This is a genomic window from Pseudomonas sp. MPB23, assembly GCF_046605395.1.
Taxonomy (GTDB): Bacteria; Pseudomonadota; Gammaproteobacteria; order Pseudomonadales; family Pseudomonadaceae; genus Aquipseudomonas.
The window spans coordinates 1,446,649-1,473,252 of record NZ_CP176771.1; the positions used below are offsets into that span (position 1 = coordinate 1,446,649).

Annotated in this window: 26 protein-coding genes; 13 read left to right on the forward strand and 13 right to left on the reverse strand. The window is 61.3% G+C overall.

Features of this window, described 5'->3' with window-relative positions; translation table 11 throughout:
• The first annotated feature begins 7 nt into the window (after positions 1-7).
• The 3 genes from ACLH0J_RS06645 (at position 8) to rarD (ending at position 4,059) form a co-directional block, all read left to right on the forward strand.
• Positions 8-1,906, forward strand: coding sequence for a PhoX family protein (locus tag ACLH0J_RS06645; RefSeq protein WP_411391324.1), 1,899 nt, complete (start codon positions 8-10; stop codon positions 1,904-1,906).
• Positions 1,907-2,083: 177 nt separating this feature from the next.
• Complete coding sequence (locus tag ACLH0J_RS06650) at positions 2,084-3,058, forward strand: serine/threonine protein kinase (RefSeq protein ID WP_411391325.1); 975 nt, start codon at positions 2,084-2,086, stop codon at positions 3,056-3,058.
• Positions 3,059-3,174: 116 nt separating this feature from the next.
• Positions 3,175-4,059: an EamA family transporter RarD gene (rarD, locus tag ACLH0J_RS06655; protein WP_411391326.1), complete on the forward strand. Its 885-nt coding sequence runs from the start codon at positions 3,175-3,177 to the stop codon at positions 4,057-4,059.
• A 222-nt stretch (positions 4,060-4,281) separates the two neighbouring features.
• Here rarD and ACLH0J_RS06660 read toward each other — a convergent pair whose 3' ends face one another.
• Positions 4,282-4,794, reverse strand: a complete 513-nt coding sequence (locus ACLH0J_RS06660) for a glycine cleavage system protein R (RefSeq protein WP_411391327.1) — start codon at positions 4,792-4,794, stop codon at positions 4,282-4,284.
• Positions 4,795-5,134: 340 nt separating this feature from the next.
• Between ACLH0J_RS06660 and ACLH0J_RS06665 the strand changes: the two genes are divergently transcribed.
• Positions 5,135-7,312 carry a malate synthase G gene (locus ACLH0J_RS06665; protein ID WP_411391328.1) on the forward strand — a complete coding sequence of 726 codons (2,178 nt, stop codon included), beginning with the start codon at positions 5,135-5,137 and terminating at the stop codon, positions 7,310-7,312.
• Between the two features lie 64 nt (positions 7,313-7,376).
• On the opposite strand, the gene ACLH0J_RS06670 is transcribed toward ACLH0J_RS06665, so the two are convergent.
• Positions 7,377-7,823: a response regulator gene (locus ACLH0J_RS06670; RefSeq protein ID WP_411391329.1), complete on the reverse strand. Its 447-nt coding sequence runs from the start codon at positions 7,821-7,823 to the stop codon at positions 7,377-7,379.
• A gap of 243 nt (positions 7,824-8,066) precedes the next feature.
• On the opposite strand from ACLH0J_RS06670, the gene ACLH0J_RS06675 reads away from it, so the two are divergent.
• The 4 genes from ACLH0J_RS06675 (at position 8,067) to ACLH0J_RS06690 (ending at position 12,283) form a co-directional block, all read left to right on the forward strand.
• The gene (locus ACLH0J_RS06675; RefSeq protein WP_411391330.1) at positions 8,067-9,989 is read left to right on the forward strand and encodes a putative nucleotidyltransferase substrate binding domain-containing protein; all 1,923 of its coding nucleotides are present in this window, start codon (positions 8,067-8,069) and stop codon (positions 9,987-9,989) included.
• A complete protein-coding gene (locus ACLH0J_RS06680) occupies positions 9,986-10,693 on the forward strand; it encodes a PolC-type DNA polymerase III (RefSeq protein ID WP_411391331.1) in 708 nt (235 codons plus the stop codon). The genes ACLH0J_RS06675 and ACLH0J_RS06680 overlap by 4 nt, the downstream gene beginning before the upstream one ends.
• Before the next feature lie 100 nt (positions 10,694-10,793).
• On the forward strand, positions 10,794-11,312 hold the full coding sequence (locus ACLH0J_RS06685) for an RNA polymerase sigma factor (protein ID WP_411391332.1): 519 nt from the start codon (positions 10,794-10,796) through the stop codon (positions 11,310-11,312).
• Positions 11,309-12,283 (forward strand): FecR domain-containing protein, encoded by a 975-nt coding sequence (locus ACLH0J_RS06690; protein WP_411391333.1) that lies wholly within the window; start codon positions 11,309-11,311, stop codon positions 12,281-12,283. Before ACLH0J_RS06685 ends, ACLH0J_RS06690 begins: the two co-directional genes overlap by 4 nt.
• A gap of 113 nt (positions 12,284-12,396) precedes the next feature.
• Here the strand turns inward: ACLH0J_RS06690 and ACLH0J_RS06695 are convergent, their stop codons facing one another.
• From ACLH0J_RS06695 to ACLH0J_RS06720, 6 genes are read right to left on the reverse strand one after another with little or no spacing between them, the layout of a single operon-like run.
• Complete coding sequence (locus tag ACLH0J_RS06695) at positions 12,397-13,032, reverse strand: hypothetical protein (protein WP_411391334.1); 636 nt, start codon at positions 13,030-13,032, stop codon at positions 12,397-12,399.
• On the reverse strand, positions 13,029-13,172 hold the full coding sequence (locus ACLH0J_RS06700) for a hypothetical protein (RefSeq protein ID WP_411391335.1): 144 nt from the start codon (positions 13,170-13,172) through the stop codon (positions 13,029-13,031). The genes ACLH0J_RS06695 and ACLH0J_RS06700 overlap by 4 nt, the downstream gene beginning before the upstream one ends.
• A 30-nt stretch (positions 13,173-13,202) precedes the next feature.
• Positions 13,203-13,838, reverse strand: coding sequence for a hypothetical protein (locus ACLH0J_RS06705; RefSeq protein ID WP_411391336.1), 636 nt, complete (start codon positions 13,836-13,838; stop codon positions 13,203-13,205).
• A complete protein-coding gene (locus ACLH0J_RS06710) occupies positions 13,835-13,978 on the reverse strand; it encodes a hypothetical protein (protein WP_411391337.1) in 144 nt (47 codons plus the stop codon). Before ACLH0J_RS06710 ends, ACLH0J_RS06705 begins: the two co-directional genes overlap by 4 nt.
• 30 nt (positions 13,979-14,008) lie before the next feature.
• Positions 14,009-14,644: a hypothetical protein gene (locus ACLH0J_RS06715; protein WP_411391338.1), complete on the reverse strand. Its 636-nt coding sequence runs from the start codon at positions 14,642-14,644 to the stop codon at positions 14,009-14,011.
• The gene (locus ACLH0J_RS06720) at positions 14,641-15,801 is read right to left on the reverse strand and encodes a DUF2515 family protein (RefSeq protein WP_411391339.1); all 1,161 of its coding nucleotides are present in this window, start codon (positions 15,799-15,801) and stop codon (positions 14,641-14,643) included. Before ACLH0J_RS06720 ends, ACLH0J_RS06715 begins: the two co-directional genes overlap by 4 nt.
• 371 nt (positions 15,802-16,172) lie before the next feature.
• Here ACLH0J_RS06720 and ACLH0J_RS06725 point away from each other — a divergent pair, with 371 nt between their 5' ends.
• From ACLH0J_RS06725 to ACLH0J_RS06740, 4 genes are all read left to right on the forward strand, one after another.
• On the forward strand, positions 16,173-18,602 hold the full coding sequence (locus ACLH0J_RS06725) for a TonB-dependent siderophore receptor (RefSeq protein ID WP_411391340.1): 2,430 nt from the start codon (positions 16,173-16,175) through the stop codon (positions 18,600-18,602).
• 62 nt (positions 18,603-18,664) lie between these two features.
• A complete protein-coding gene (locus tag ACLH0J_RS06730) occupies positions 18,665-19,768 on the forward strand; it encodes a PepSY-associated TM helix domain-containing protein (protein ID WP_411391341.1) in 1,104 nt (367 codons plus the stop codon).
• Positions 19,765-19,956, forward strand: coding sequence for a hypothetical protein (locus ACLH0J_RS06735; protein WP_411391342.1), 192 nt, complete (start codon positions 19,765-19,767; stop codon positions 19,954-19,956). Before ACLH0J_RS06730 ends, ACLH0J_RS06735 begins: the two co-directional genes overlap by 4 nt.
• 76 nt (positions 19,957-20,032) lie before the next feature.
• Positions 20,033-20,662 (forward strand): glutathione S-transferase family protein, encoded by a 630-nt coding sequence (locus ACLH0J_RS06740; protein ID WP_411391343.1) that lies wholly within the window; start codon positions 20,033-20,035, stop codon positions 20,660-20,662.
• Between the two features lie 141 nt (positions 20,663-20,803).
• Here ACLH0J_RS06740 and creD read toward each other — a convergent pair whose 3' ends face one another.
• The 4 genes from creD to ACLH0J_RS06760 are packed head-to-tail and all read right to left on the reverse strand — an operon-like array spanning position 20,804 to position 24,846.
• Positions 20,804-22,177 carry a cell envelope integrity protein CreD gene (gene creD / locus ACLH0J_RS06745; RefSeq protein WP_411391344.1) on the reverse strand — a complete coding sequence of 458 codons (1,374 nt, stop codon included), beginning with the start codon at positions 22,175-22,177 and terminating at the stop codon, positions 20,804-20,806.
• Positions 22,178-22,228: 51 nt separating this feature from the next.
• Entirely contained in the window at positions 22,229-23,668 is a 1,440-nt protein-coding gene (gene creC / locus ACLH0J_RS06750; protein WP_411391345.1) for a two-component system sensor histidine kinase CreC, read from the reverse strand.
• The gene (gene creB / locus ACLH0J_RS06755; protein WP_411391346.1) at positions 23,668-24,336 is read right to left on the reverse strand and encodes a two-component system response regulator CreB; all 669 of its coding nucleotides are present in this window, start codon (positions 24,334-24,336) and stop codon (positions 23,668-23,670) included. Before creB ends, creC begins: the two co-directional genes overlap by 1 nt.
• Positions 24,337-24,345: 9 nt before the next feature.
• Entirely contained in the window at positions 24,346-24,846 is a 501-nt protein-coding gene (locus ACLH0J_RS06760) for an ATP-dependent zinc protease (RefSeq protein WP_411391347.1), read from the reverse strand.
• Positions 24,847-25,018: 172 nt separating this feature from the next.
• Between ACLH0J_RS06760 and ACLH0J_RS06765 the strand changes: the two genes are divergently transcribed.
• Positions 25,019-25,909, forward strand: a complete 891-nt coding sequence (locus tag ACLH0J_RS06765) for an acyltransferase (RefSeq protein WP_411391348.1) — start codon at positions 25,019-25,021, stop codon at positions 25,907-25,909.
• Here ACLH0J_RS06765 and ACLH0J_RS06770 read toward each other — a convergent pair.
• Positions 25,906-26,478: a DUF2780 domain-containing protein gene (locus tag ACLH0J_RS06770; RefSeq protein ID WP_411391349.1), complete on the reverse strand. Its 573-nt coding sequence runs from the start codon at positions 26,476-26,478 to the stop codon at positions 25,906-25,908. The two genes, ACLH0J_RS06765 and ACLH0J_RS06770, sit on opposite strands and share 4 nt — an antisense overlap.
• Between the last annotated feature and the right edge of the window lie 126 nt (positions 26,479-26,604).

The window sequence follows — 26,604 nt, forward strand, 5'->3', positions numbered from 1 at the left end:
GCCTGACATGAGCCTATTAGAAGAAAACCAAGCCACCGACCTCGAACAGATGGTCGGCCTCACCCGCCGCCGCTTTATCGGCGCCGGCGCCCTGTGCGGTGCGGCAATGTTCCTCGGCGGTAACCTGCTGAGCCGCAGCGCGCTGGCCGTCACCGCCGCCAACGCCAGCCCGCTGCTGGGTTTCGCCAGCATCGCCGCCGACACCCGCGACACCCTCAGCCTGCCGCCTGGCTACAGCGCCTCGGTGCTGATCAGTTGGGGCCAGCCGCTGCACAAGAACGCCCCGGCGTTCGACCCGTCCGGCAACGGCACCGCCAAGGCCCAGGAACAGCAGTTCGGTGACAACAACGACGGCATGAGCCTGTTCGCCTTCCCCGGTGACGACAATCGCGCCCTGATGGCGATCAACAACGAATACACCAACTACCGCTACCTCTTCGCCCACGGCGGCGCACCGCAATCGGCCGAAGACGTGCACAAGGCCCAGGCCAGCGAAGGGGTGTCGGTGATCGAAGTGCGGCGCGCCGGCGACACCTGGCAGTTCGTCCAGGACTCGCGCTACAACCGGCGCATCCACGGCAACTCGCCGATTCGCCTGAGCGGCCCCGCCGCCGGCCATGAATGGCTGAAAACCAGCGCCGACAAGTCCGGCAAAAAAGTCCTCGGTACCTTCCAGAACTGCGCCAACGGCAAGACCCCGTGGGGCACTTACCTGACGTGCGAAGAGAACTTCACCGACTGCTTCGGCAGCAGCAACCCACAGCAAAGCTTCGACGCCGGGCAAAAGCGCTACGGCGTGGTCGCGGCCAGCAAAGAGATCAACTGGCACCTGCACGACCCGCGCTTCGATATGGCCAAGCACCCCAACGAACTCAATCGCCATGGTTGGGTGGTGGAAATCGACCCGTTCGACCCGCAATCCACCCCGGTCAAACGCACCGCCCTGGGCCGCTTCAAACACGAGAACGCGGCCCTGGCCGAAACCCGTGACGGCCGCGCCGTGGTGTACATGGGCGACGACGAGCGCGGCGAGTTCATCTACAAGTTCGTCAGCCGCGACAAGATCAACCACAAGAACCCCAAGGCCAACAAAGACCTGCTCGACCACGGCACCTTGTACGTGGCCCTCTTCGACGGCGGCGATGGCAACGCCGACCATCCCAAGGGCCAGGGCCAATGGGTCGAGTTGACCTTTGGGAAAAACGGCATCGACGCCAGCTCCGGCTTTGCCAGCCAGGCCGAAGTGCTGATCCACGCGCGCCTGGCCGCCAGCGTGGTGAAGGCCACGCGCATGGACCGCCCGGAATGGATCGTGGTCAGCCCCACCGACGGCCAGGTCTATTGCACCCTGACCAACAACGCCAAGCGCGGCGAAGACGGCCAGCCGGTGGGCGGGCCCAACCCGCGTGCGAAAAACGTCTATGGCCAGATCCTGCGCTGGAAGGCCAACGCCGATGACCACGGCGCCCCGGACTTCAGTTGGGACCTGTTCGTGGTGGCGGGCAACCCCGGCGTGCATGCCGATACACCGAAGGGCGGCTCGGCGAACATCAACCCGCAGAACATGTTCAACAGCCCGGACGGCCTGGGGTTCGACAAGGCCGGGCGCCTGTGGATTCTCACCGACGGCGACTACAGCAACGCCGGCGACTTCGCCGGCATGGGCAATAACCAGATGCTCTGCGCCGACCCGAGCACCGGGGAAATCCGCCGTTTCATGGTCGGGCCGGTGGCGTGTGAAGTGACGGGGATCAGCTTTTCGCCGGATCAGAAAACCCTGTTTGTGGGGATTCAGCATCCGGGGGAAACCGGCGGCTCGACCTGGCCGGAGCATCTGCCGAATGGCAAGCCGCGGTCGTCGGTGATGGCGATTCGGCGCGATGATGGTGGGATTGTCGGCGCCTGATAGATCGCTATCGGGGGCAAGCCCCCTCCCACAGTTGTCCCGGGTCGTCATAACAACTCGGTCAAATGTGGGAGGGGGCTTGCTCCCGATGACAATGGCACAGGCTCCCCCTATCCCTGGCCGCGTGCGTTACCATACCCGGCCGGACGCGGCGCCCTGCTGCGCGCAGGAGTTCGCATGGCCCATCCGTTTGAAACACTCACGCCCGATCTGGTGCTCGACGCCGTCGAAAGCATCGGTTTCCTCAGCGATGCTCGCGTTCTGGCGCTCAACAGCTACGAAAACCGTGTCTACCAAGTGGGCATCGAAGACAGCGAACCGCTGATCGCCAAGTTCTACCGCCCCCAGCGCTGGACCAACGAAGCGATCCTCGAAGAACACAGCTTCACCTTCGAGCTGGCCGAGTGCGATGTGCCGGTGGTCGCGCCGATGATCCATAACGGCTCAAGCCTGTTTGAACACGCAGGCTTCCGCTTCGCCCTGTTTCCACGCCGTGGCGGCCGTGCGCCGGAGCCGGGCAATCTGGACCAGCTCTATCGCCTCGGGCAGTTACTCGGGCGCTTGCACGCGGTCGGTTCGACCCGTCCGTTCCAGCACCGCGAAGCCCTGGGCGTGAAGAACTTCGGTCACGATTCCCTGACCACGCTGCTCGAAGGCAACTTCATTCCCAAAAGCCTGCTGCCGGCCTATGAGTCGGTGGCCCGTGACCTGCTCAAGCGCGTGGAGGAGGTCTACAAGGCCACGCCGCACAAGAACATCCGCATGCACGGCGATTGCCACCCCGGCAACATGATGTGCCGCGACGAGATGTTCCATATCGTCGACCTCGATGACTGCCGCATGGGCCCGGCGGTGCAGGACCTGTGGATGATGCTCGCCGGCGACCGTCAGGAATGCCTGGGCCAGTTGTCGGAATTGATGGACGGCTATCAAGAGTTCCACGACTTCGACCCGCGCGAACTGGCGCTGATCGAACCGTTGCGCGCCTTGCGCCTGATGCACTACAGCGCCTGGCTGGCACGGCGCTGGGACGACCCGGCGTTTCCCCACAGCTTTCCGTGGTTCGGCAGCGAGCGGTATTGGGGCGATCAGGTCCTGGCGTTGCGCGAGCAATTGTCGGCGCTCAACGAAGAACCTCTGAAACTGTTCTAAACAACGCCGCGCCTCACGGTAGGAGCGAGCAAGCTCGCGCCTACCGAAAGCCATGCCCACTGCCGGAAAAATTTCCCTACAATCGCGCTTTGTTAGCTGCCCAAACAAGGATTCGCATGCACGCCGCCAACCCCCGCAAGGGTTACGTCCTGGGCCTGAGCGCCTACATCATCTGGGGTCTGTTCCCGCTCTACTTCAAAGCCATCGCCAGTGTTCCCGCTGCGGAAATCATCGTGCACCGCGTACTGTGGTCGGCGCTGTTCGGCACGCTGTTGCTGATGGTGTGGAAACACCCCGGCTGGTTCCGCGAATTGCGCGACAACCCCCGGCGCCTGGCGATCCTGGCCCTCAGCGGTGCATTGATTGCGGCTAACTGGCTGACGTATGTGTGGTCGGTGAACAGCGGACGCATGCTCGAAGCGAGCCTGGGTTACTACATCAACCCGCTGGTGAATGTGCTGCTGGGCATGTTGATCCTTGGCGAGCGCCTGCGCCGTCTGCAGTGGGTGGCCGTGGGGCTGGCGGCGGTCGGTGTGGCGCAACAGGTCTGGCAGGTGGGCAGCTTGCCGTGGGTGTCGCTGGTGCTGGCGCTGACCTTCGGCTTCTATGGCCTGATCCGCAAGCAGGCGCCGGTGAAAGCGCTGCCGGGGCTGGTGGTGGAAACCTGGATGCTGGTGCCGATCGCCGTGGCGTGGTTGCTGTTCAACCCGTCGGCCCACACGGCACAAATGGCCTTCTGGAGCACGTCCGAAGCCTGGTGGCTGGTGGCCGCAGGCCCGGTGACGCTGATCCCGCTGGTGTGTTTCAACGCCGCCGCGCGGCATTTGCCCTACACCGCGCTGGGCTTTTTACAGTACGTGGCGCCGACCCTGGTGCTGCTGGAAGCGGTGCTGCTGTTCGGTGAACACCTGGCGCCGGCCACCCTGACCGCCTTCGCGTTTATCTGGGCCGGGCTGGTGGTGTACAGCGTGGATATCGGGTTGAGCGCGCGCAAACGCTGATCAAATAACGTACAAACCTCTGCAAGCCACAGCGCGCGTGGCTTGCAGCCTTTCACCCCAAGGTTATCCACAACCTGATCCCCGCCATTTGTGCACAAGCCCTTGAAACTGCTCGTTTTTTGCTCAAGCGGCGAAGAGGACCGGCCGACGTGGCCTGACGACGGGTTTCTACAGGTTATCCACAGGCCCATGCAAGATTTCCATGCATAACCTTGTGGATGATTATTCCTCGTTGCGCAGTTCCACCATCAAGTCATCCGCCAGGGTTTCCAGCGACTGTTGCAATGCATCCAGGGACAACGTCGACGGCACCTGCAACAGGGCCTCGGCGCTGAACAGCAGATCGCCGCTCATCGGCGCCGGACGCACGTCGGTGCTCAGGCGCTCCAGGTTGACGCCCTGCTTGCTCAATAACGCCGTGATCTCGCGCACGATACCCGTACGGTCATTGCCCACCAGTGTCATCAGGATCGCTTTGGACACCAGCGCCTGCCCGCTGCTGCCCTCGCCCACCAGCACACGAATACCGTGTGTGGATAAGTCCTCCAGCGCGGCGACCAACGCCTGGTGGTTCTCCGTAGGAACGCTCACCCGCAGGATCCCGGCAAACTGCCCGGCCATATGCGCCATGCGGCTTTCCAGCCAGTTGCCACCGTGGGCGGCGATGGTCTGCGCGACGCGTTCAACCAGGCCGGGTTTGTCGGCAGCGATAATAGTGAGTACAAGATGGTCCATGGCGAAATACCTCGGGTGCTATTCCTGTAGGAGTGAGCGTGCTTGCGAAGGTCGTAGCCAGCGGCGCTCTTGGGATCTTCGCGAGCGAGCTCGCTCCTACAAGGTGGACGTGCAAGCCGCTGAAGACAAATCGTGTACGATTTTTATATTTATCTGGAACAATCCAATGGTTTCTTGAGAACATCCCGTTCTCCGCTGTGACCGTACGACCAAAGTCGGTCGCTAAACGACGTAATTAGTCTAATTTTCACAACCGCAAGTCATCATGTAGTATGCGCACCCAGGCACTACATAATGAAAATCTGAAACAGCGCATAAGCTCCGCAGAGTGAGGCAAGAGATGACTGAACACGTTCAAGTCGGTGGCCTGCAGGTCGCCAAAGTCCTGTTCGACTTCGTGAATAACGAAGCCATTCCCGGTACCGGCGTCACTGCCGAGCAGTTCTGGGCCGGCGCCGACAAGGTCATCCATGACCTGGCACCGAAGAACAAAGCCCTACTCGCCAAACGCGATGATTTCCAGGCGCGGATCGACACCTGGCACCAGACCCACGCGGGCCAGGCCCACGACCCGGTGGCCTACAAAGCCTTCCTGCAAGATATCGGATACCTGCTGCCAGAAGCCGCAGATTTCCAGGCCTCGACCCAAAACGTCGATGATGAGATCGCCCGCATGGCCGGCCCGCAGTTGGTCGTGCCGGTGATGAACGCCCGCTTCGCCCTCAACGCCTCCAATGCGCGCTGGGGTTCGCTGTACGACGCGCTGTATGGCACCGACGCCATCAGCGAGGCCGACGGCGCCGAGAAGGGCAAGGGCTACAACAAGGTGCGTGGCGACAAGGTCATCGCCTTCGCCCGCGCCTTCCTCGACGAAGCCGCGCCGCTGAGCGCCGGCAGCCATGTCGATTCCACCGGCTACAAGATCATTGACGGCAAACTGGTGGTCAGCCTCAAAGGCGGCAGCAACAGCGGCCTGCGCGACGACGCCCAGTTGATCGGTTTCCAGGGCGACACGGCCCAACCGATTGCGATCCTGCTCAAGCACAACGGCCTGCACTTCGAAATCCAGATCGACGCCAGCACCCCGGTCGGCCAGACCGACGCCGCCGGCGTCAAAGACGTGCTGATGGAAGCCGCGCTGACCACCATCATGGACTGCGAAGACTCCGTCGCCGCCGTCGATGCCGATGACAAAGTGGTGATCTACCGCAACTGGCTCGGCCTGATGAAAGGCGACCTGGCCGAAGAAGTGGCCAAGGGCGGCAAGACCTTCACCCGCACCATGAACGCCGACCGCGTCTACACCGGCGTGGATGGCCAGGACGTGACGCTGCACGGTCGCTCGCTGCTGTTCGTGCGCAACGTGGGTCACTTGATGACCATCGACGCGATCCTCGACAAAGACGGCAACGAAGTCCCGGAAGGCATTCTCGACGGCCTGCTCACCAGCCTGGCGGCGATCCACAGCCTCAACGGCAACAGCAGCCGCAAGAACAGCCGCACCGGTTCGGTCTACATCGTCAAACCGAAGATGCACGGCCCGGAAGAAGCGGCGTTCACCAACGAGCTGTTCGGCCGTATCGAAGACGTGCTGAACCTGCCGCGCAACACGCTGAAGGTCGGGATCATGGACGAGGAGCGCCGTACCACGGTCAACCTCAAGGCCTGCATCAAGGCTGCCAGCGAGCGCGTGGTGTTTATCAACACCGGCTTCCTCGACCGCACCGGCGATGAAATCCACACCTCGATGGAAGCCGGCGCGATGGTGCGCAAGGCGGCCATGAAGTCCGAGAAGTGGATCGGCGCTTACGAAAACTGGAACGTCGATATCGGCCTGGCTACCGGCCTGCAAGGCCGCGCGCAGATCGGTAAAGGCATGTGGGCCATGCCCGACCTGATGGCCGCGATGCTCGAACAGAAAATCGCCCACCCACTGGCCGGCGCCAACACCGCCTGGGTACCGTCGCCCACCGCGGCGGCGCTGCATGCGCTGCACTACCACAAGGTCGACGTATTCGCCCGCCAGGCCGAACTGGCCAAGCGCGAGCGCGCGTCGCTGGACGATATCCTCACCATTCCCCTGGCGAAAAACACCGACTGGTCCGAGGAAGAAATCCGCAACGAACTGGACAACAACGCCCAGGGCATCCTCGGCTACGTGGTGCGCTGGATCGACCAGGGCGTCGGCTGCTCGAAGGTGCCGGACATCAACGACATCGGCCTGATGGAAGACCGCGCCACCCTGCGTATCTCCAGCCAGCACATCGCCAACTGGTTGCGTCACGGCGTTGTCACTCAGGATCAGGTGATGGAAAGCCTCAAGCGCATGGCGCCGGTGGTGGACCGTCAGAATGCCGGGGATGCGCTGTACCGTCCGCTGGCGCCGGATTTCGATAGCAATATCGCGTTCCAGGCGGCGGTGGAGTTGGTGATTGAAGGGACCAAGCAGCCGAATGGCTATACCGAGCCGGTGTTGCACCGCAAGCGTCGCGAGTTCAAGGCCAAGAATGGCCTGTAACTAAACGCTCCTACAGGTAAAAAAGCCCTGATCGTGAGATCAGGGCTTTTTTTGTAGGCGGGTTTTACTTCGTCATCCCCAACTCCTGCTTCACCAACTTCGCCAACTTCTCGCTATCAATCGGCTTGAGCAAAAAGTCCACCACACTCAAATGCATCGCATCGATCACATCCGGCGCTTCCGCGTCCCCGGACATGACGATGATCGGCAACGCTGCCCGCGTGGATTCGCGGACCTGGCGAATCAACTCCAGGCCATTGCTCGGCGCCATGCGCAGGTCGGTGATCAGCAAACCAATGGCGCTGCTGGACTGCAACAAATCCCACGCTGCCTCACCACTGTCGGCCGTCATGCAGCGAATACCGTCCAAGCCCAGAATCTCCGCCAGCAGTTCACGCGCGTCCTTGTCGTCGTCAACAATCAACACGCGTTGTGGCGGTAAATCAGGCTCCAGCATCACGGCGCTCAGTGCCTCGCGCTCGGCATCGCTCAAAATATCGTGGTCGGACATACGGTTCTCGGCAATTCTCATCAATCTCCCAGCACACTCGTCAGACATCGCAGAAGTGCGAACAATGTGCACTTCGTCGGAAAGTTTGCCTAGTGGGCGTTTTACCGGGTTTGGACCATAAGTTGTAAGGTTTTTCCTTAGTTTTACACCGTTCTCATCGACCTAGACTTACGTCCAATGGGCACCTGCCACACAGGAGTCGACCATGGGGAACGATAACGACAAAAAATCGCGGTCACTGTTATGAGTAAAGCTGATGCCTTCACCCAGGCGGGGAAAACTGCCGTATTGCAGAACATTCACGGCACCCTGCAGTTCCTGCAACGCTTCCCGCCCTTCAATCAGATGGAAAATGCGCACCTGGCATTTCTGGTCGAGCAGTGCCAATTGCGTTTCTATGGCCCCGGCGAGAGCATTCTCAAGCCGTCGAGCGGGCCGGTGGAGCACTTTTACATCGTCAAGCAGGGCCGGGTTATCGGCGAACGGCCGGACTCCGCCGAGACCACCTTTGAAATCACCGCCGGCGAGTGCTTCCCCCTCGCCGCGTTGTTGGGCGAACGCGCGACGCGCACCGAGCACAAAGCCGCCGAAGACACGTTCTGCCTGCAACTGAACAAACCGGCATTCATCAAGCTGTTTGCCCTTTCCAGCCCGTTTCGCGACTTCGCCCTGCGGGGCGTCAGCAGCCTGCTGGACCAGGTCAACCAGCAGGTGCAGCAAAAAGCCGTGGAAACCCTCGGCACCCAATATTCCCTGAACACCCGCCTGGGCGAATTGGCCATGCGCCATCCGGTCACCTGTAGCCCGCAGACGCCGCTGCGCGAAGCGGTCACGCTGATGCACGAGCAGCAAGTGGGCAGCATTGTGATCGTCGATGAGCACAAGGCGCCCCTGGGGATTTTCACCCTGCGCGACTTGCGCCAGGTGGTCGCCGACGGCTCCAGCGATTTCACCCGGGCGATCGACGGGCACATGACCCATGCGCCGTTCTTCCTCTCGCCGGACCACAGCGCGTTCGATGCCGCCATCGCCATGACCGAGCGGCATATCGCCCACGTGTGCCTGGTCAAAGACCAGCGCCTGTGTGGCGTGGTGTCCGAGCGCGACTTGTTTTCCCTGCAACGGGTCGACCTGGTGCACCTGGCCCGCACCATCCGCAACGCGCCCAAGGTGGAAAACCTGGTGGCGATACGCGGCGAGATAGGCCAGTTGGTGGAGCTCATGCTGGCCCATGGCGCGTCGTCGACCCAGATCACTCACATCATTACCCTGCTCAACGATCACACGGTGTGCCGGGTGATCGAGCTGACCCTCGCTGACAAAGGCGACCCCGGCGTACCGTTCAGTTGGCTGTGTTTCGGCAGCGAAGGCCGGCGCGAGCAGACGCTGTACACCGACCAAGACAACGGCATTCTGTTCGACGCCAAGGACGCCGCCGAAGCCGCCGAGATTCGCGCGCGCCTGCTGCCCCTGGCGCAGCAGATCAACCAGAGCCTGGCGCAGTGCGGCTTCACCCTGTGCAAAGGCAACATCATGGCCGGCAATCCCGAGCTGTGCCTATCGCGGGCCGAATGGGCACGACGGTTTGCGGCGTTTATCCGCGAAGCCACGCCGGAGAACCTGCTGGGGTCGACCATCTATTTCGACCTGCGGGTGGTGTGGGGCGATGAGCAGGGCTGTGAACAACTGCGCCAGGGCATTCTCGACCAAGTCGCGGATAACCCCCTGTTCCAGCGCATGCTGGCGGAGAACGCCTTGCGCCAGCGCCCGCCGGTGGGGCGCTTCCGCGAGTTCGTGCTGACGCGCAAAGGCAGCGAGAAGGCCACCCTCGACCTCAAGGTGCAAGGCCTGACGCCTTTCGTCGACGGCGCACGCCTGCTGGCCCTGGCCAACGACGTGCACGCCATCAATACCCTGGAGCGCCTGCGCCAACTGGTGGTCAAGGAAGTGATCGAGCCGCTGGACGGCGCCGCCTATGAAGAGGCGTATCACTTTATCCAGCAAACCCGCATGCAGCAGCACCAGTTGCAGACCCGCGAAAACCTGCCGTACTCCAACCGGGTCGACCCCGACAGCCTCAACCACCTGGACCGACGTATCCTGCGCGAATCCCTGCGCCAGGCCCAGCGGCTACAAAGCAGCCTGACGTTGCGGTACCAGTTGTGAGCTGGTTCGGTTGGCTGCGTGCGGCCAAACCCCGACTCGACGCAACCCAACAACAGCGCCTGGCCCAATTGCGCAAACCCACCGCCCTCGGCGGCGGGCTGCTGCGCAGCCAGCGCTGGGTGGTGGTGGACCTGGAAACCACCGGCCTGAACCTCAACCGCGACCAGGTGCTGTCCATTGGCGCCGTGGTGATCGAAGACGGCGCGGTGGACTTCTCCCAATTGTTCGAGCGCACCCTGCACCGTGCCGAAACCAAACTCAGCCCCAGCGTCCTGATCCACGGCCTCGGCCCCAGCGCCATCGCCGCCGGCAGCGACCCGGTGGACGCGCTGCTGGAGTTCATGGAATTCGTCGGCGACAGCCCGCTGTTGGCCTTCCACGCACGCTTCGACCAACACATGCTGGGGCGGGCGCTCAAGGACAGCCTGGGGTATCGACTGGCCCATCCGTTTCTGGATGTTGCCGAAATCGCCCCGATGCTGTGCCCCCAGGCGCCGATCCGCGAGGCCGGGCTGGATGACTGGATCGAGTACTTCAACCTGCAAGTGGGCGAGCGTCATCACGCCAGCGCCGATGCCCTGGCCACGGCGGAGCTGATGTTGATCCTGCTCAGCCGCGCGCGTCAGCAGCACATCGACACGCCCCAATCGTTGCAGGAACGGTTGAGCCAATGGAAACGCCGTAAACAAGCGCCATCGTTTTAGTGGCCTCTCCCGACAGACGCCAATTGCGCCCATCCCACGCCTCTGACACAATCGCGAATAATTCTCGTTAGTTTAAACCTCTTGTTTATTCGGTGATGCCTTGTCGTCGGTCCAGAACCCACACAGTGAGCGTGTTGGCGCGTTGTATCGCGACCATCGTGGCTGGTTGCTGGCCTGGCTGCGCCGCAACGTGGCCTGCCCCAGCCGCGCCGAAGACTTGAGCCAGGACACGTTCATGCGCCTGCTGGGCCGTGACGAGTTGCGCGAACCCCGCGAACCGCGCGCCTTCCTGCTGGCGATCGCCAAGGGCCTGTTGTTCGATTACTTCCGCCGCGCCGCCCTCGAACAGGCCTACCTCAACGAATTGATGCTGATCCCGGAAAGCGAACACCCGTCGCCGGAAGACCAGCAACTGATCCTCGAAGACCTCAAGGCCATCGACCGCCTGCTCGGCAAGCTGTCGAGCAAGGCCCGCGCCGCATTCCTCTATAACCGCGTCGACGGCCTGGGCCACGCGGACATCGCCCAGCGCCTCGGCGTGTCGGTGCCGCGGGTGCGCCAGTACCTGGCCCAGGGCATTCGCCAGTGCTACATCGCCCTGTATGGCGAGCCGCTATGACCTCGATCAACGCCAAACCGGTGTCGGCCCGCGTGTTGGATGCGGCAATTGCCTGGCAGTTGTCCCTCGATGCGGGCGACGGCGGCCTGGTGGCGCGCGAAGCCTTCAGCCAATGGTTGGCCAGCGATGAAGAACATGCCCGCGCCTGGCGCCAACTGGGGCTGCTCGACCAGCGCTTCGGCCTGGCCTCGGGCCCGGCGCGGGCGGCGCTGCTGCAATCGCGCGAAGGCATTCGCCGGCGCGTGCGCAAGCTCGGCAGCGGCCTGGCGAGTATCGCGCTGGTGTGCGGCCTGGCGTTGTTGGCCGGCGAACGCTACGTGCCGATCCACTATTGGCTGGCCGACCAGCGCACCGCCACCGGCGAGCAACGCACGCTGACACTGGCGGACGGCACTCGGATCAACCTCAACACCCACAGCGCCATCGACGTGCGTTTCGATGAACAGCGCCGGTTGATCGTGTTGCAGGAAGGCGAAATCCTCGTCGAAACCGGCCACAACGACGCGCGCCCGTTCTACGTGCAAACCCGCGACGGCAGCCTGCGGGCGCTGGGCACGCGGTTTATCGTCAAGCGCGAAGCCGACGCCACGCGCCTGAGCGTGCTGCAATCGGCGGTGGGCGCCCAGCCTGAAGCGCTGGCGCAGGAACAGATCTTCAAGGCAGGCGAGCAAGTGCTGATGCACAGCAAAGGCCTCGGCCCGCTGCTGGCCGTCACCCCCGGCACCGACGCCTGGACGCGCGGCATGCTGGTGGTGGACAACGCGCGCCTGGGCGATGTGGTGGCCGAACTGGGCCGCTACCGCAGCGGTTACCTGGGTGTGGATAAACGCGTTGCCGACCTGCGCATCACCGGCAGCTTCCCGCTGCACGACACGACCCTCGCGCTCAACGCCCTGCTGCCGACCCTGCCGGTGCAGATCGAACAGCACACGCCGTGGTGGGTGACCGTGGCAATGAAGGCGCCAAACTGACCTTGTTCCGGCGCGGGGAATGGGTAGCCAGCGCTGTTTATCGGTTGTGGAATCCCGCCCACGCTTACATCCACCGCGTGACTGACCGTTTGAACAACACACCGAAAGTCCATTCATTCGCGGAAGTAATTTCTTCCCATGCTGATATCAATTAAATATTTTGCCGTCGCAGGATTGCGCTCATTGCATCGCTTGAAGCATTTGATATTGATTGCGAGTGTGTATTTTTGCGGTATACCAAGCAAAACGAGGCCCACCTCATTGAATAATTCATCTTGCAGGGCGGTTTTTTGCTGCTCGGTGGTGGTGGGCAGCCAAGTGAGTTTATTGGGATATTGCGGTGTCCAGCCGGACCTTTTCAGTCGCAACTGAATCTCTTCGAGAAGAGGTACAAGCTCACTGAAGGACAGCATTTCCAGCATCGGAGAGGTTGTAATGTTTGAGACTTTTCCATCGTCATAACTGATTGCACCAAATAGAGTAGCGGGTAAGACGAAGCCATAATTCGGGTCGTCGTACTGTATAACAACCGGGGTGGTGATCCAGGTCGAACCGGGGTGTGGTGGTTCGCTGGAGGAGATAACGGTGTTGGCCTTTACGGAAAAGGTCGAGTCTCGTACAACTTCGCCATAAGGCTTTCCGATATGTACGCTGAGCATATTTAACGCGCGATTGGAATAGAACAAATACAAAGCAAGGAATGCCAGCATAGGCAGCAAGATCAGTAACCAGCGCTTTGGGGGCATCATGGTTTTATATCCATACCAATAGAAATTTCAAAAATCGAACGCTTGGGCTGGGCCCGCGTTATCGGATTCATGAGTCTCGCAAAATCGGACACTTCATACATGGCCGACTGAAGAATATTGAGCTGTTCATGGGCTGCCATAAAATCCCCTCCTTTACGATATTTCCTGACTCATTCGCGGAAGTAATTTCTTCCCATGCTGATATCAATTAAATATTTTGCCGTCGCAGGATTGCGCTCGTTGCATCGCCTGAAACATTTAACGTTGATTGCCAGTGTATATTGATGCGGTATGCCAAGCAAAACGAGGCCCACCTGTTTGAACAATTCATCTTGCAGGGCCGTTTTTTGCTGTTCAGTGGTGGTGAGCAGCCAAGTGAGTTTATTGGGATATTGCGGTGTCCAGCCGGACCTTTTCAGTCGCAACTGAATCTCTTCGAGAAGAGGTACAAGCTCACTGAAGGACAACATTTCAAGCATCGGAGAGGTTGTAATGCCTATGACTTTTCCATCTCCGTAAGTAATTGCACCAAATTTAGTGGTGGGTAAAGTGAATCCATAGTTTGGATCGTCGTACTGTATAACAACCGGGCTGGTGATCCAGGTCGAGCTGGGGCGTGGTGGTTCGCTGGGGTAGATAACGGTATTGGCTTTTACAGAAAACGTCGAATCTCGTACAACTTCGTCATAAGGCTTTCCGACATGTACGCGGAGCGTATTTAACGCTCGATTGGAATAGAACAAATACAAAGCAAGGATCGCCAGTATGGGCAGCAAGATCAGTAGCCAGCGCTTTGGGGACATCATGGCTTTATATTCATGCCAATAGAAATTTCAAAAATCGAACGCTTGGGCTGGGCCCGCGTTATCGGATACATGAGTCTCGCAAAATCGGACACTCCATACATGGCCGACTGAAGAATATTGAGCTGTTCATGGGCTGCCATAAAACCCCCTCCTTTACGATATTTCCTGACTCATTCGCGGAAGTAATTTCTTCCCATGCTGATATCAATTAAATACTTTGCCGTCGCCGGATTGCGCTCATTGCATCGCTTGAAGCATTTGATGTTGATTGCGAGTGTGTATTTTTTCGGTATGCCAAGCAAAACGAGGCCCACCTCATTGAATAATTCATCTTGCAGGGCGGTTTTTTGCTGCTCGGTGGTGGTGGGCAGCCAAGTGAGTTCATTGGGATATTGCGGTGTCCAACCGGACCTTTTCAGGCGCGACTGAATCTCTTCGAGAAGAGGTACAAGCTCACTGAAGGACAACATTTCAAGCATCGGAGAGGTTGTAATGCCTGCGACTTTTCCATCGTCGTAAGTGATTGCACCAAATAGAGTAGCGGGTAAGACGAAGCCATAATTCGGGTCGTCGTACTGTATAACAACCGGACTGGTGATCCAGGTTGAACTGGGGTGTGGTGGTTCGCTGGGGTAAATAACGGTATTGGCTTTTACGGAAAACGTCGAGTCTCTTACAACTTCGTCATAAGGTTTTCCGACATGTACACGGAGCGTATTTAACGCACGATTGGAATAGAACAAATAAAAAGCAAGGGTCGCAAGTATGAGCAACAAGAGCAGAAGCCTGCGTTTTAAGGACGTCATGGTTTTATATCCATACCAGTAGAAATTTCAAAAATCGAACGCTCAAGCTGAGCCCGCGTTATCGGACTCTTCAGCAACTGGTCAAATTGAGTGGCGGCACGTACAACAAATTCCATCCGCTGGTTTTTATCCGCTAGGTTTGCAAAAGGATTGCTTGAGAATGAAATTCTACGATCGTCGGTGACCTTGCACTGGCTGGCTAACGTAAGCTGGATCTCTTCGGAGATGCCCGTGAATAGTCCGGTCACGACAGATAGCACATCACCCGCCTGAGTACCTTGCATAAGTTTCGCGAAATCGGGGTCATCATACATGGCAGGCTGAAGAATATTGAGCTGTTCATGGGCTGCCATATAATCCACCCCTTTAGCGATATTTCCTGATTCGATTGTTCGAAAGCTATCGGACACCTCGGTTTGAAACGCACCGAACTCAACTTCACCCGCAATCGGCCAAATCACTTCATCTTTCAGACTTCTGCGTTCCTCCAAACACTTCTGCATCTCCTCAAACCCACGCACCATAAAAAACCGATGCAACGGATAAACATCCAGAAACAGCGCGGTATTCCCAAGCGCCAGCATTTCATGAACGTACTTCAACTGGTCCTGTAACGTCGCAACCGCGCCACCCAGCAGTGGATTGCTCGCCTGGGGAAGCGGGTTCTGTTGCCTGGCCTGGTCCCACGCGTGCCATTCTTCGGATTTTGGGCGGATGTTGATGAGCCTTCGGCGGTCAAGCAGGTCCTGGGGCGCGTTGTCTCTGACCTGTTGATAAGCCCTTTTTTCCGCTTCGATGCGTTCATCCAGCGTGACGGCATGCAACAACCCACACCCCACCTGCTTGGACGCAAACGCCGCCAACCCCGCCCATTGAAAGCGGTTATCCGCCAGCCACAACTGCGCATATGCCGCATTGATCCTGCGGTTACGTGCCTGCGGATCAGCGATGAGTACGCCGCCGGGGGCGATCCAGTCTTCGGCTTCTCGTTGAAACCTTTTCCATAGGCAGCGACAGGTCAGTATCGGCACTACGATGGTGGTCTTCGGGTTTCTGCCGTCATGGCTGGTTATGCGCTTGCAGGCGGACAGTTCGACGGTGCTTTCCCAGAGCTTTTTCGTGTCCAGTTCGTGTGGCACGAGGGCTTGTGTGGTCATGGTTCTCTTCCTCGACGCTCAGGCGGTCCAGCGCCGTGACACGTGCCGCAGGCTTTCCCGACAGGTGCGCGCCTTCTTTTGTTGGGTACGGTAGGTCGGGAACCTAGATAGCCAAACCGGCCGGGTCAACCGCTCAAGGCTGGAGGCGTAAAAAACAGGACGCGGCTGTAGGTCAAGGTTTTCAGGGCTATCGGACTGGCCTGAAAACCCTGTGGGAACGAGATGATTCGTGCCCACAGGCGTTGTTTCAAACAGCAACCGTCTGCCTCCATCGGCGCCAAATAGAATTTATTTTCATCTGGCCCTATCACTTTTCGAATCTCGCTCGGCACAGGGGTAATTGCGAATTACTTCCATTCAGGAGCCACCCCATGTCCCGCACGCTAGACACCTTGTTGCGCCCCAGCCTGTTAGCCGTGGCGATTGCCCTCGGCGCCCCGCTGGCCAGCCCCTTGCTGATCGCCGCCGAACAAGCCTCCGGCGTGCGTGCCTACAACCTGCCGGCGGCGCCCTTGGCCAGCACCTTGAACCAGATCGCCAGCCAGGCCGGCCTGGCGCTGACCCTCAACCCGGCCCTGGCTTCGGGCAAGACCTCGGCCCCCGTGCAGGGGCCGTTCGATGCCCAAGGCGCGTTGCGCGAAGCCCTGCGGGGCACCGGGTTGCAGTTGGAGCAAAGCAGCGCGGGGACGTTTACGTTGGTGGCGATTCCGGAGGGCGTCATGGCGTTGCCGGTGACCAACATCACCGGTCAGGCAGGCCAGCAGGAAAGTGCCTGGGGCCCGGTCCAGGGCTACCTGGCCACGCGCACCGCCGCCGGCACCAAGACCGACACCGCCCTGGTGGAAGCGCCGCGCTCGATCTCCGTCGCCACCCGCGAGCAGATGCAGGACCGCAACGTGCAGAACCTGGATGATGCGGTCAAATACATGCCCGGCATCGTGTCCGCCAGCTACGGCAGCGACACCCGCTACGACTGGATGCGCGTGCGTGGCTTCGAGCCCACCCAGTTCCTCGACGGCCTGCCATTGCCGCGCGGCGTGTACGCCAACCCGAAAGCCGAAACCTGGAACCTCGACCGCATCGCCCTGCTGCGCGGCCCGGCGTCGTCGGTGTACGGCCAGACCCCGCCGGGCGGCCTGCTGGACATGGTCAGCCGCCGCCCCAGCGCCGAATCGAGCCATGCCATCCAGGTGCAATACGGCAGTGACAACTATCGCCAGATCAACTTCGCCAGCACCGGCAAGATCGACGACGATGGCCAGTTCCTCTATGGCGTCAGCGGGGTGGTGCGCGACGCCGGCACCCAGGTCGACCATATCGACAACAAGCGCTACAACATCGCCCCCAGCCTGACCTGGAACATCGACACCGACACCAAGCTGACTCTGCTCTCGCAGTTCACCCGCGACGATACCGGCACCACCAGCCAGTTCCTGCCGATCCAGGGCACCAAGATCAAATCGTCCCTGGGCGAGATCTCCCACCACAAGAACCTCGGCGATCCGGACTACGAGTTCTACGACCGTACCTACTACGCGCTGGGCTATGCCTTCGAACATCGTTTCAACGACACCTGGCAGTTCAAGCAGAACCTGCGCTACACCAAGTCGGAATTGTCGTTCCAGCAACTGACCGTGGGTTCCTACGCCTACTCCCCGGCGGACGCTGCGGGCACCATCACTCGCTCGACCACCAACGTTGACGAAAACATCGGCCAGTTTGCGCTGGACAACCACCTCCAGGCTGACTTCGCCACCGGCGATATCACCCACACTGTGCTGCTCGGCCTGGATCACCAGCGCACCGATACCTCCTTCCGGACGATCTACGGCACTGCGTCGAGCATCAATATTTTCAACCCGGTCAACAGCGTGCCAACGGTGCGCCCGACCGGCGATGCGTATTACGACTACAACCAGAAAACCATACAGACCGGCCTCTACGCCCAAGACCAGATGGCCCTGGACAACTGGCGCCTGACCCTGGGCGGACGCGAAGACTGGGTGCACCAGGGCACCACCTACTTCAACAAACTGGACGCGACCAACACGGATCGCAGCAAGAACTTCAGTGGTAACGCGGCGCTGAGCTATGTGTTCGATTCCGGCTTTGTGCCGTACCTGTCCTACGCCGAATCCTTCCAGCCGGCGAGCAACGCCAGCGTCGACCCGGTCAAGTCCTACAAGCCCACCGAAGGCCAGCAATGGGAACTGGGGATCAAGTACCAGCCGCCCGGCGCCAATACGCTGCTGAGTGCGGCGGTCTACGACCTGACCCAGAAAAACGTGCTGGTGACCCGAATCGGCGCGGGCAACCAGTCGATCACCGACCAGGCCGGCGAAGTGAAGGTCAAGGGCCTGGAGCTGGAAGCGGTGTCTGACGTGACCGAGAACCTCAAAGTCATCGCCGCCTACACCCTGGCCAAGTCCGAGGTGCAAACCGGTATCTACAAAGGCAACCGCCTGCAACTGATGCCCAATCAGCAAGCCTCGCTGTGGACCGACTACACCTGGCACACCGGTGTGCTCGACGGCTTCGGCATCGGCTTCGGCGCCCGCTACACCGGCAATACCTATGGCGACCAGGCCAACACCTGGCTGGGCAAGGCCAATGCCTACACGGTGTTCGACGGCGCGGTGCACTACGACCTGGGTCGCCTGGACAACAGCCTCAAAGGGGCGTCGGTGAAGGTGAACGCCACCAACCTGTTCAACAAGGACTACCTGTCGACCTGCGATGGCAGCTACTGCTACTTCGGCGACCAACGCAGCGTCGTCGCCAGTGCCACCTACCAGTGGTAAGCGACTGGGTTAACCACCGGGCCGCCCCCATGGGCGGCCCTGGCGTGTCCGAAGGCTAGAACATGAAAAGCACAACCATCCGCCGCTGGTCCTTTATCCACACCTGGACCAGCCTGATCTGCACGGTGTTCCTGCTGCTGCTCGCGCTCACCGGGCTGCCGCTGGTGTTTCACCACGAGATTGATCACCTGCTGGGCAACGAGCCACAACTGGCGCAGATGCCCGCCGATACGCCGCCACTGAACCTTGAGCAACTGGTGGCCAAGGCCCAGGCCCATCGCCCCGGCGAAGCCCTGCAATACCTGGCCTGGGACGAACACGACAAAAACGGCGTGATCGCGATCAAGGCCGCCACCGCCGGCACCGAACCCAACGCCTCCCACACCTTCATGCTCGACGCGCGCACCGGTGAAGCGGTCGAGATGCCGTCGGCCAACGGCGGCTTTACGCTGTTCCTGCTGCGCCTGCATGTCGATATGTTCGCCGGCCTGCCGGGCAAGTTGCTGCTGGCGTTCATGGGCCTGCTGTTTGTGGTCGCGATGGTCTCGGGCACGGTGCTGTACCTGCCGTTCATGCGCCGCTTGAAATTCGCCACCGTGCGCCAGGACAAATCCACCCGACTGCGCTGGCTCGACCTGCACAACCTGATCGGCGTGGTCACGTTGACCTGGGCGCTGGTGGTGGGCGTGACCGGCGTGATCAGCGCCTGTGCCGATCTGATCATCGCCGCCTGGCGTACCGACAGCCTCAGCGCGATGGTCGAACCCTACAAAAACGCCCCGCCGCTGACCCAACGCGCACCGGCCAGCGATCTGCTGAACATCGCCGCCAAGGCTGCGCCCGGCATGCAGCCGGACTTTATCGCCTTCCCCGGCACGCGCTTTTCCAGTGAGCACCACTACGCCGTGTTCATGAAAGGCAGCAGCCACCTGACCTCGCACCTGCTCACCCCGGTGCTGATCGACGCCAGCACCCTGGCCGTCACCGCCATCGGCGAACGGCCGTGGTACATGGACGCCATGGGCATGTCCCAGCCGCTGCACTTTGGCGACTATGGCGGCATGCCGATGAAGATCCTGTGGGCGGTGCTGGATGGGCTGACCATCATCGTGTTGGTCAGCGGCGTCTACCTGTGGATCGTCAGACGCAAGGCGGGCAAGGCATGAAGCCACGGTCGTCGAATTTCTGGAAAGTGTTTGGCATTCCGCTGGGGATCGGCGTGCTCAGCGCCGCCGGGTTGTTTGCCGCATTGCTGGGGGATGGCGTGTGGGACTGGCTCAGTTGGGTCGGGCTGGGTATTCCGGCAGTCATTGCGGTCTACAAACTGCTGAGAGGGCATGAGCTTGTTACATAGCGTTGCGTAAAACCCGATGCGCTGCGTTATCGTTGACGTTCTTTGCGAGCACGCTCGCTCCTACAGAGGAATGTCTATGTCTGTGCCCAGCATGACGTTGTTTCACAATCCCGCGTCGCCGTTCGTTCGCAAGGTCCGTGTGTTGCTGATCGAGACCGGCCAGCAGGACCGCGTGGCCTTGCTGGCCTCTATGCCGTCACCGATCGCCGCTGACGCGCAATTGGTGCAGGGCAACCCTGTGGGCAAGATCCCGGCGCTGCGCCTGGCCGATGGCAGTGTGGTGCATGACAGCCGGGTGATTCTCGATTACCTCGACCACCAGCACGTCGGCACGCCGCTGATTCCCCGCGACGGTTCGGCCCGCTGGCGGCGCCTGACCCTGGCCTCGATGGCCGACGGCATCATGGATGCCGCCGTGCTGGTGCGTTACGAGCGCGCGCTGCGGCCGGTGGAGAAGCACTGGGCGCCGTGGCTCGATGAGCAGCGCAACAAGATCCGTCGCACCCTCGCCGAGTTGGAACAGGACGCCATTGCCGAGTTGGCCAGCCACTTCGATGTCGCGTCGATCAGCGTCGCGTGTGCCTTGGGTTATCTCGATTTCCGCCATCCGGATATGCACTGGCGCGCGGACACTCCCAAGCTCGCCGCCTGGTACGCCGAGGTCAGCCAGCGACCTTCGATGCTGGAGACTCAGCCGCCAGTGTGAGGCGGGCGGCTGTGGCAGTTACTGTGGCGAGCGGGCTTGCCACAGCAGCTCCCCCCACATCACCCACCCTCCACGCGGGGAATAGCGCCTTGATCTTGCTCACCATCTGCGTCTTCACCCGCTGATCCTCGCGCAATCCGATCATTGCACCGCCTCCAGGTCAAATTGCAGCGGCTCGGCCGTCTTGCGTTTGCCCACGCCATACCAATCCAGTTTGCGCGTCAGCACCATCACGGTCCCCAGCAGGCCGAACAGCAACAGCGAGCCCATCAGCAACGCATAATCCTCGGCGCTCAACAGCCCGTACAGCACGCCATACAACGCCGCCAGTCCCGCCGAAAAACCCAGGCCATGGGCAATGCTGCGCAGCACGTGGCACACATAGAAACCGATCAGCACCACGCAGGCGCCGGCCGAGATCAGGTAGGCCACGGCAAAGCCCAGATGCTCGGACAACGACAGCAACAGCAGGTAGAAGAACGCCAGCGCCACCCCCACCAGGGCGTACTGGATCGGGTGCACCGCCAGGTGCTTGAGCACTTCAAAGAGGAAGAAACCGGCAAAGGTCAGGGCGATGAACAGCAGCGCGTATTTGATCGCACGGTCGCTCTTGAGGTACTGGTCCACCGGGTCGATGAAGTTCACGCCAAAGCTGCGGTTGCTGAAGTCGGTGCAGCCCTGCCCGTCCAGGCAGGTTTGCAGGGCTTGTTCGAGGTTGGTAGAGAAGAACGAGGTCTGCCAGTGGGCGGTGAAGCCTTTGTCGGTGACGTCCCGCTGGGTCGGCAGGAAGTTGCCGATAAAGCTGGGGTGTGGCCAGTTGGACGCGAGTGACACCTGGCTGGTCTTGCCCACCGGCACCACTTGCAACTGCTCGGTGCCTTGCAGGCGCAGGTCGAAGGCGAACTCCACGACAAACGGCTTTTTATTTTCCTGCTGCGGCAGCAGCACGTGCACGCCCTCCCCCAGCCAGTCCACCTGGGAGCCCGGTGCGAATGCCAGGCGTTGGCTGCCCAGTTCCAGCTTCAGCGCGTTTTCGATGCCGCGAATGTCGCTGATGCCCACCGCCATAAACGCCGGTTCAAAGCGGTAATCAGCAAAGTCTTCGGTGATCCCCCACTGCGCCGGCACCTCAAAACGCCCGCTGATGCTACTGTCGGCATGAAACAGCCGGGCCTGGTAAATGCCCCGTGCGCGCAGTTCGGTCTGCACCTGGCCGTCGAGTTCGAAAAGGTCCGGCAGGAAATACAGACGGCCACGCTCTTCGCGGATGTCTTCGTAGCGCTTGTTGAGCTTTTCGTTGAGTTTCCACTCGCGCACGGTCTTGCGGTACGGCACCACCATCACCGGCCCGGTCAGGCGCTGGGCGTTGCTGGAACTGCGGGCGATGTCCATCAGGACCGCGTCGCGCCGTTGCTGGCGGTCGCTGATGATGCCGTTGATCATCAGCAACGGAATCAGCAACAGCAGGATCAGCAGCGCGATCGCGCCCAGTTTGAAAAGCAGATTGCGGTTCATGGGTTTCTCCCTGTTTTGATCGGGAGAGTCTGTACCGCCGAGAGGGGCGATTTATGTGGGCAATGTGGAGACTGTGTGGAGATGCAGCACCACTTGCACGCCGCCTTGCACATTGTCGATCTGCATCGCGCCGCCATGCAGCTTCATGACTTCCTCGACGAAGTTGAGGCCCAGGCCGGTGCTTTTGCGCCCGCTGGCCGGGCGCGGCAGCGAGTAGAATCGCTCGCTCAGGCGCGGCAGGGCATAGTCGGGAATCGGTGCGGCCTGGTTGAACAGGCTGATCTGCACCTCGTTGTGCCGAGTCTGCGCGCTGAACCGCAAGACGCCGCCGGGCGGGGTGAAGTCCAGGGCGTTGTCCAGCAGATTGCCCAGGGCCTGGCGCAGCAGGAAAGGCTCGCCGAACACCGTCACCTCGGCGCCAATCGCCTGCTCGACCTGCAAGCCAGCGCCCTCGATGCGTGCGCATTGCGCCTTGAGCACTTCGTCCACCAGCGCCGCCAACGGCAGGCTCGCCTGCGCCTCCAAACCCTGGCGCTGCTCCACTTGCGCCAGGTTCAGCAGCCGTTCGATCAACTGCTGCAGGCGTGCGCTTTCGCTGTCGATATTGCCGACGAAGCGCTGCTGCTGCGCGCGGCTCATGTCGCCCTGCAACAACTCCGCCGCGCCGCGGATCGCCGCCAGCGGACTTTTCAATTCGTGGGTCAGGGTGTAGACGTACTGCTCGACGTAGGCCTTGCCCTCCAGTTGCGTGCGCATGTGTTCCACCGCGGTGGAGAGCTGCTTGAGTTCGCCGCCGCGGTAATGGGGCAACGCGGCCCGACGACCTTCGCTGACGGCCTGCGCATACGCCGTCAGCCGGTGCAGCGCAACGCTCAACCACCAGGACAGCAACGCGCCCAGCAACAGGCCGAGCACGACCAACCCGGCGCCATACCAGAGCAGGCGACGCTCGGTGCGATCGACATAGGGCTGCAGAGAGCTATTGGGCTTGGCCACCGTGACCACGCCGATGATCTGGCCGTTGTCGCGGATCGGCGCGCCCACGTGCATCACCGACGAAGCGGGGTCATCGGCGTCGCTGCGGGTGGAGCGCGCACCGTATTCGCCGCGCAGGGTCAGGTACACGTCGTTCCAGCGGGAATAGTCCTGGCCCACCGCTTCGCCGGAGGAATCGAGCAACACGGTGCCCTTGGCGTCGGTCACGTAGATGCGGTGGTTGACCTGGTTTTTCGGCAGGCCCCAGATGGTCGCGCCAGGCTGGCGATTGCCGTAGGCCGTGAGTCGTTCGGGCCAGTGGCTTTGGCCGAGGGTGCCGTTTTTGACGTCGTCACGCAGAACCTCGGCCAGCAGGTTGGCGGTGTCCACCAGGGTTTCTTCGGTGGACTGGCGCACGCCGGGGCGGATTTCCTTCATCACCGTATTGAGCACGAAGTACCCGGTGAGGCCGATGAACAGCGCGTACACCAGGAAAATCCGCAGCCCCAGGCGCATCAGCTATGACTCGGACTGTAGCTGTAGCCGAGGCCGCGGTGGGTCTGGATCGGTTCGGCATCGGCGGCCACGCCACGCAGTTTGCTGCGCAGGCTTTTGATATGGGAGTCGATATTGCGCTCGTAGCCGGCATCGGCCGGCACGCCCACCGCATCCAGCAGTTGCTCGCGGCTGAATACCCGTTCGGGTTGCTCCAGCAGGCTGCGCAGCAGGCGGAATTCATGGCGCGTGAGGCTCAAGGGCTGGCCGCGATAGCTGATCTGCATGCGCTCCAGATCGACCTGGAACAGCGCCGGCGCCACACCGGGGCCGACGCGCTTGAGGATCGCCCGCACCCGCGCCGCCACTTCCCGAGGGCTGAACGGCTTGACCACATAGTCGTCGGCGCCGATCTCCAGCCCCACCACGCGGTCGATTTCAGCGTCGCGGGCGCTGAGGAACATCACCGGCACTTCACTGAAACGCCGCAGTTGCTTGCAGGTTTCAAAGCCGCTGATGTCCGGCAGGCCGATGTCGAGGATGATCAGGTCGGCCGGGGTCTGGCGCTGATGGGCCAGCGCCTCCTGGCCGAGACGCAGCCAGGTGGTGGTGAAGCCCTCGCCTTGCAGGGCGAATATCAACGTGTCGGCGATGGCCGCTTCGTCTTCGACAATCAGGATGTGCGCCATGGCGGTCCGTCAGCAGTCCGGTTTGTCGGCGGTGTAGCGCCGCGCCGGGTTCACCGCTGCGCCGAATTCACGCAGGGCCTTGGCGCCGATCAACAGCGGGTAGTTGAAACTGCTGCGGTCGGTGAGGTTGACCTCGACGGTGCGCTTGACGTTGCCCAGGCACATTTCCAGGTCGATGACCGGGCGCTTGGCCACGGTGGTTTCTTCCTTGTCTTCGTCTTCATCGGCGCGGCTCTTGATCTTGCTGATGCGCGCCACCTTGTGTTCGTAGACCTTGTTGCCAGCGTCGTTGCCGCCGAGACGGAAGCGCACCCAGTCGTCGCCATCGCGGGTGAAGGTCTCGATGTCGCGGGCCGACAGCGAGGCGGTCAGCGCGCCGGTGTCCATCTTGGCCTTGAAGGTTTCGCCGATTTCCGGCAACTGGATGTATTCGTAGCGACCGTAGACGGTCGGTTCGGCGGCCATGACCGGCAAGGCGGCCAGGGCGAGCGAGGCAAGGAGCAGTTTCACGAAGTGATTTCCTCGGAAAGAAGTAGGCGGATTCTAGACCGCAAAAGCAGCACTTAGTTAGTTCTGCCACCCTACCCGGCACATTGTGAAACATTCGTGCAGCGATTTGCGATTTGGCCTCTCGACGCGGCTCTCTTATGATGGCCCGCCCACACGATTCCAAGAGTTGCTTATGCGCCGCCTGCTCACCGGCTGTTTCGTCACCCTGCTGCTATTGCTCAACACCCTGGTGCTGTTCGGCCCCTTGATGGTGTTCGCCCTGCTCAAACTGTTGGCCCCCGGCCGCTATCGGGACTACGCGTCCTGGGCGGTGATGTGGATCGCCGAAACCTGGGCCGAGATCGACAAACTGATCCTCGCGCGGTGCATCCCGACCCAATGGGACATTCGCGGCGGCGCCGACCTGCGCAGCGACACCTCCTACCTGGTGATCAGCAATCACCAATCCTGGGTCGACATCCCGGCGCTGATCCAGGCCCTCAACCGCCGCACACCGTTCTTCAAGTTCTTCCTGAAAAAAGAACTGATCTGGGTACCGTTCCTGGGCCTGGCCTGGTGGGCACTGGATTACCCGTTCATGAAGCGCTACACCAAGGCGTTCCTGGCCAGGCACCCGGAGCTGGCAGGGCAGGATTTGAAGATCACCCGGCAAGCCTGCGAGCTGTTCAAACGCCAGCCGGTGACGGTGGTCAATTACCTGGAAGGCACGCGGTTCACCGCGGCCAAGCGCGCGCAGCAAGCCTCACCGTTCGCCCGCCTGCTCAAGCCCAAGGCCGGTGGCGTGGCGTTTGTGCTGGCGGCGATGGGGGAACAACTGGATGCGGTCCTCGACGTGACCGTGGTGTACCCACAAGCAAAAATCCCGGGATTCTGGGATCTGATCAGCGGCGCAGTGCCCAAGGTGATCATTGATATCCAGACCCGCGAGCTGGACCCGGCCTTGTGGCAAGGGGATTACGAGAACGACCCGGCGTTTCGCCAGACCGTCCAGAACTGGGTCAACCAGCTCTGGAGGGAGAAGGATGTGCGCATCGAACAGTTGCGCACGGAACATCAACGTTAGTTGCCAGTGCCCCAGGCCTGGGCCAGCTTGCCCAACACGGAGCTGCTGGCGCCCTGGCCGCCCAGGTATTGCAGGATCACCGGGGCAAACTGGCCGATCATGCCGCTGTCCATGCCCAGGGCGCTGAACGCGGTGTTCAGGTCGTTGGTGTCTTTGACGTTACCCAGCAGGCCGTCCAGGCCGCTGGTCTTGCTGCCGCCGCTCTGGCCGAGCATGCCGCTCAAGGCGCCGAGGCTGCCCAAGGCATTGTTGCCCGATAGCTGATCGAGCCCCGGCACGCTCTTGCCCAGTTGCGAATAGTCGTTGCCGCTCAATTTGTTCTTGGCCAGGCCCAGCATGGCGCCGGTGCCGCCCACGGCCTGTTCGGGGGTGACGTTGAGTTGCGAGGTCAGGGCACTCAGCAGGCCGGCCGTCTCGGATGACGGTGCCGCGGCGGCAGCCTTGTTGTTGCCGCCTTGCATGCCGGAAATCGCATTGGCCGCATCGCCGAGGCTGAACCCGGCGGCAAACACCGGGGGGGTCGCCAGGCTGATCAGGCAAGAAAGGGCGAAACCGCGTGAAATCTTCATCGAAACAACCTCTGGATATAGGGGCAAAAGCACGCGTTTGACTGGCGATCCGACACATTGTTCCGGGCCAACCGCTTTTCAGGGCGCGCTGGCAACTCGCTGCCCCCACACTGGCAAGGGAGCACC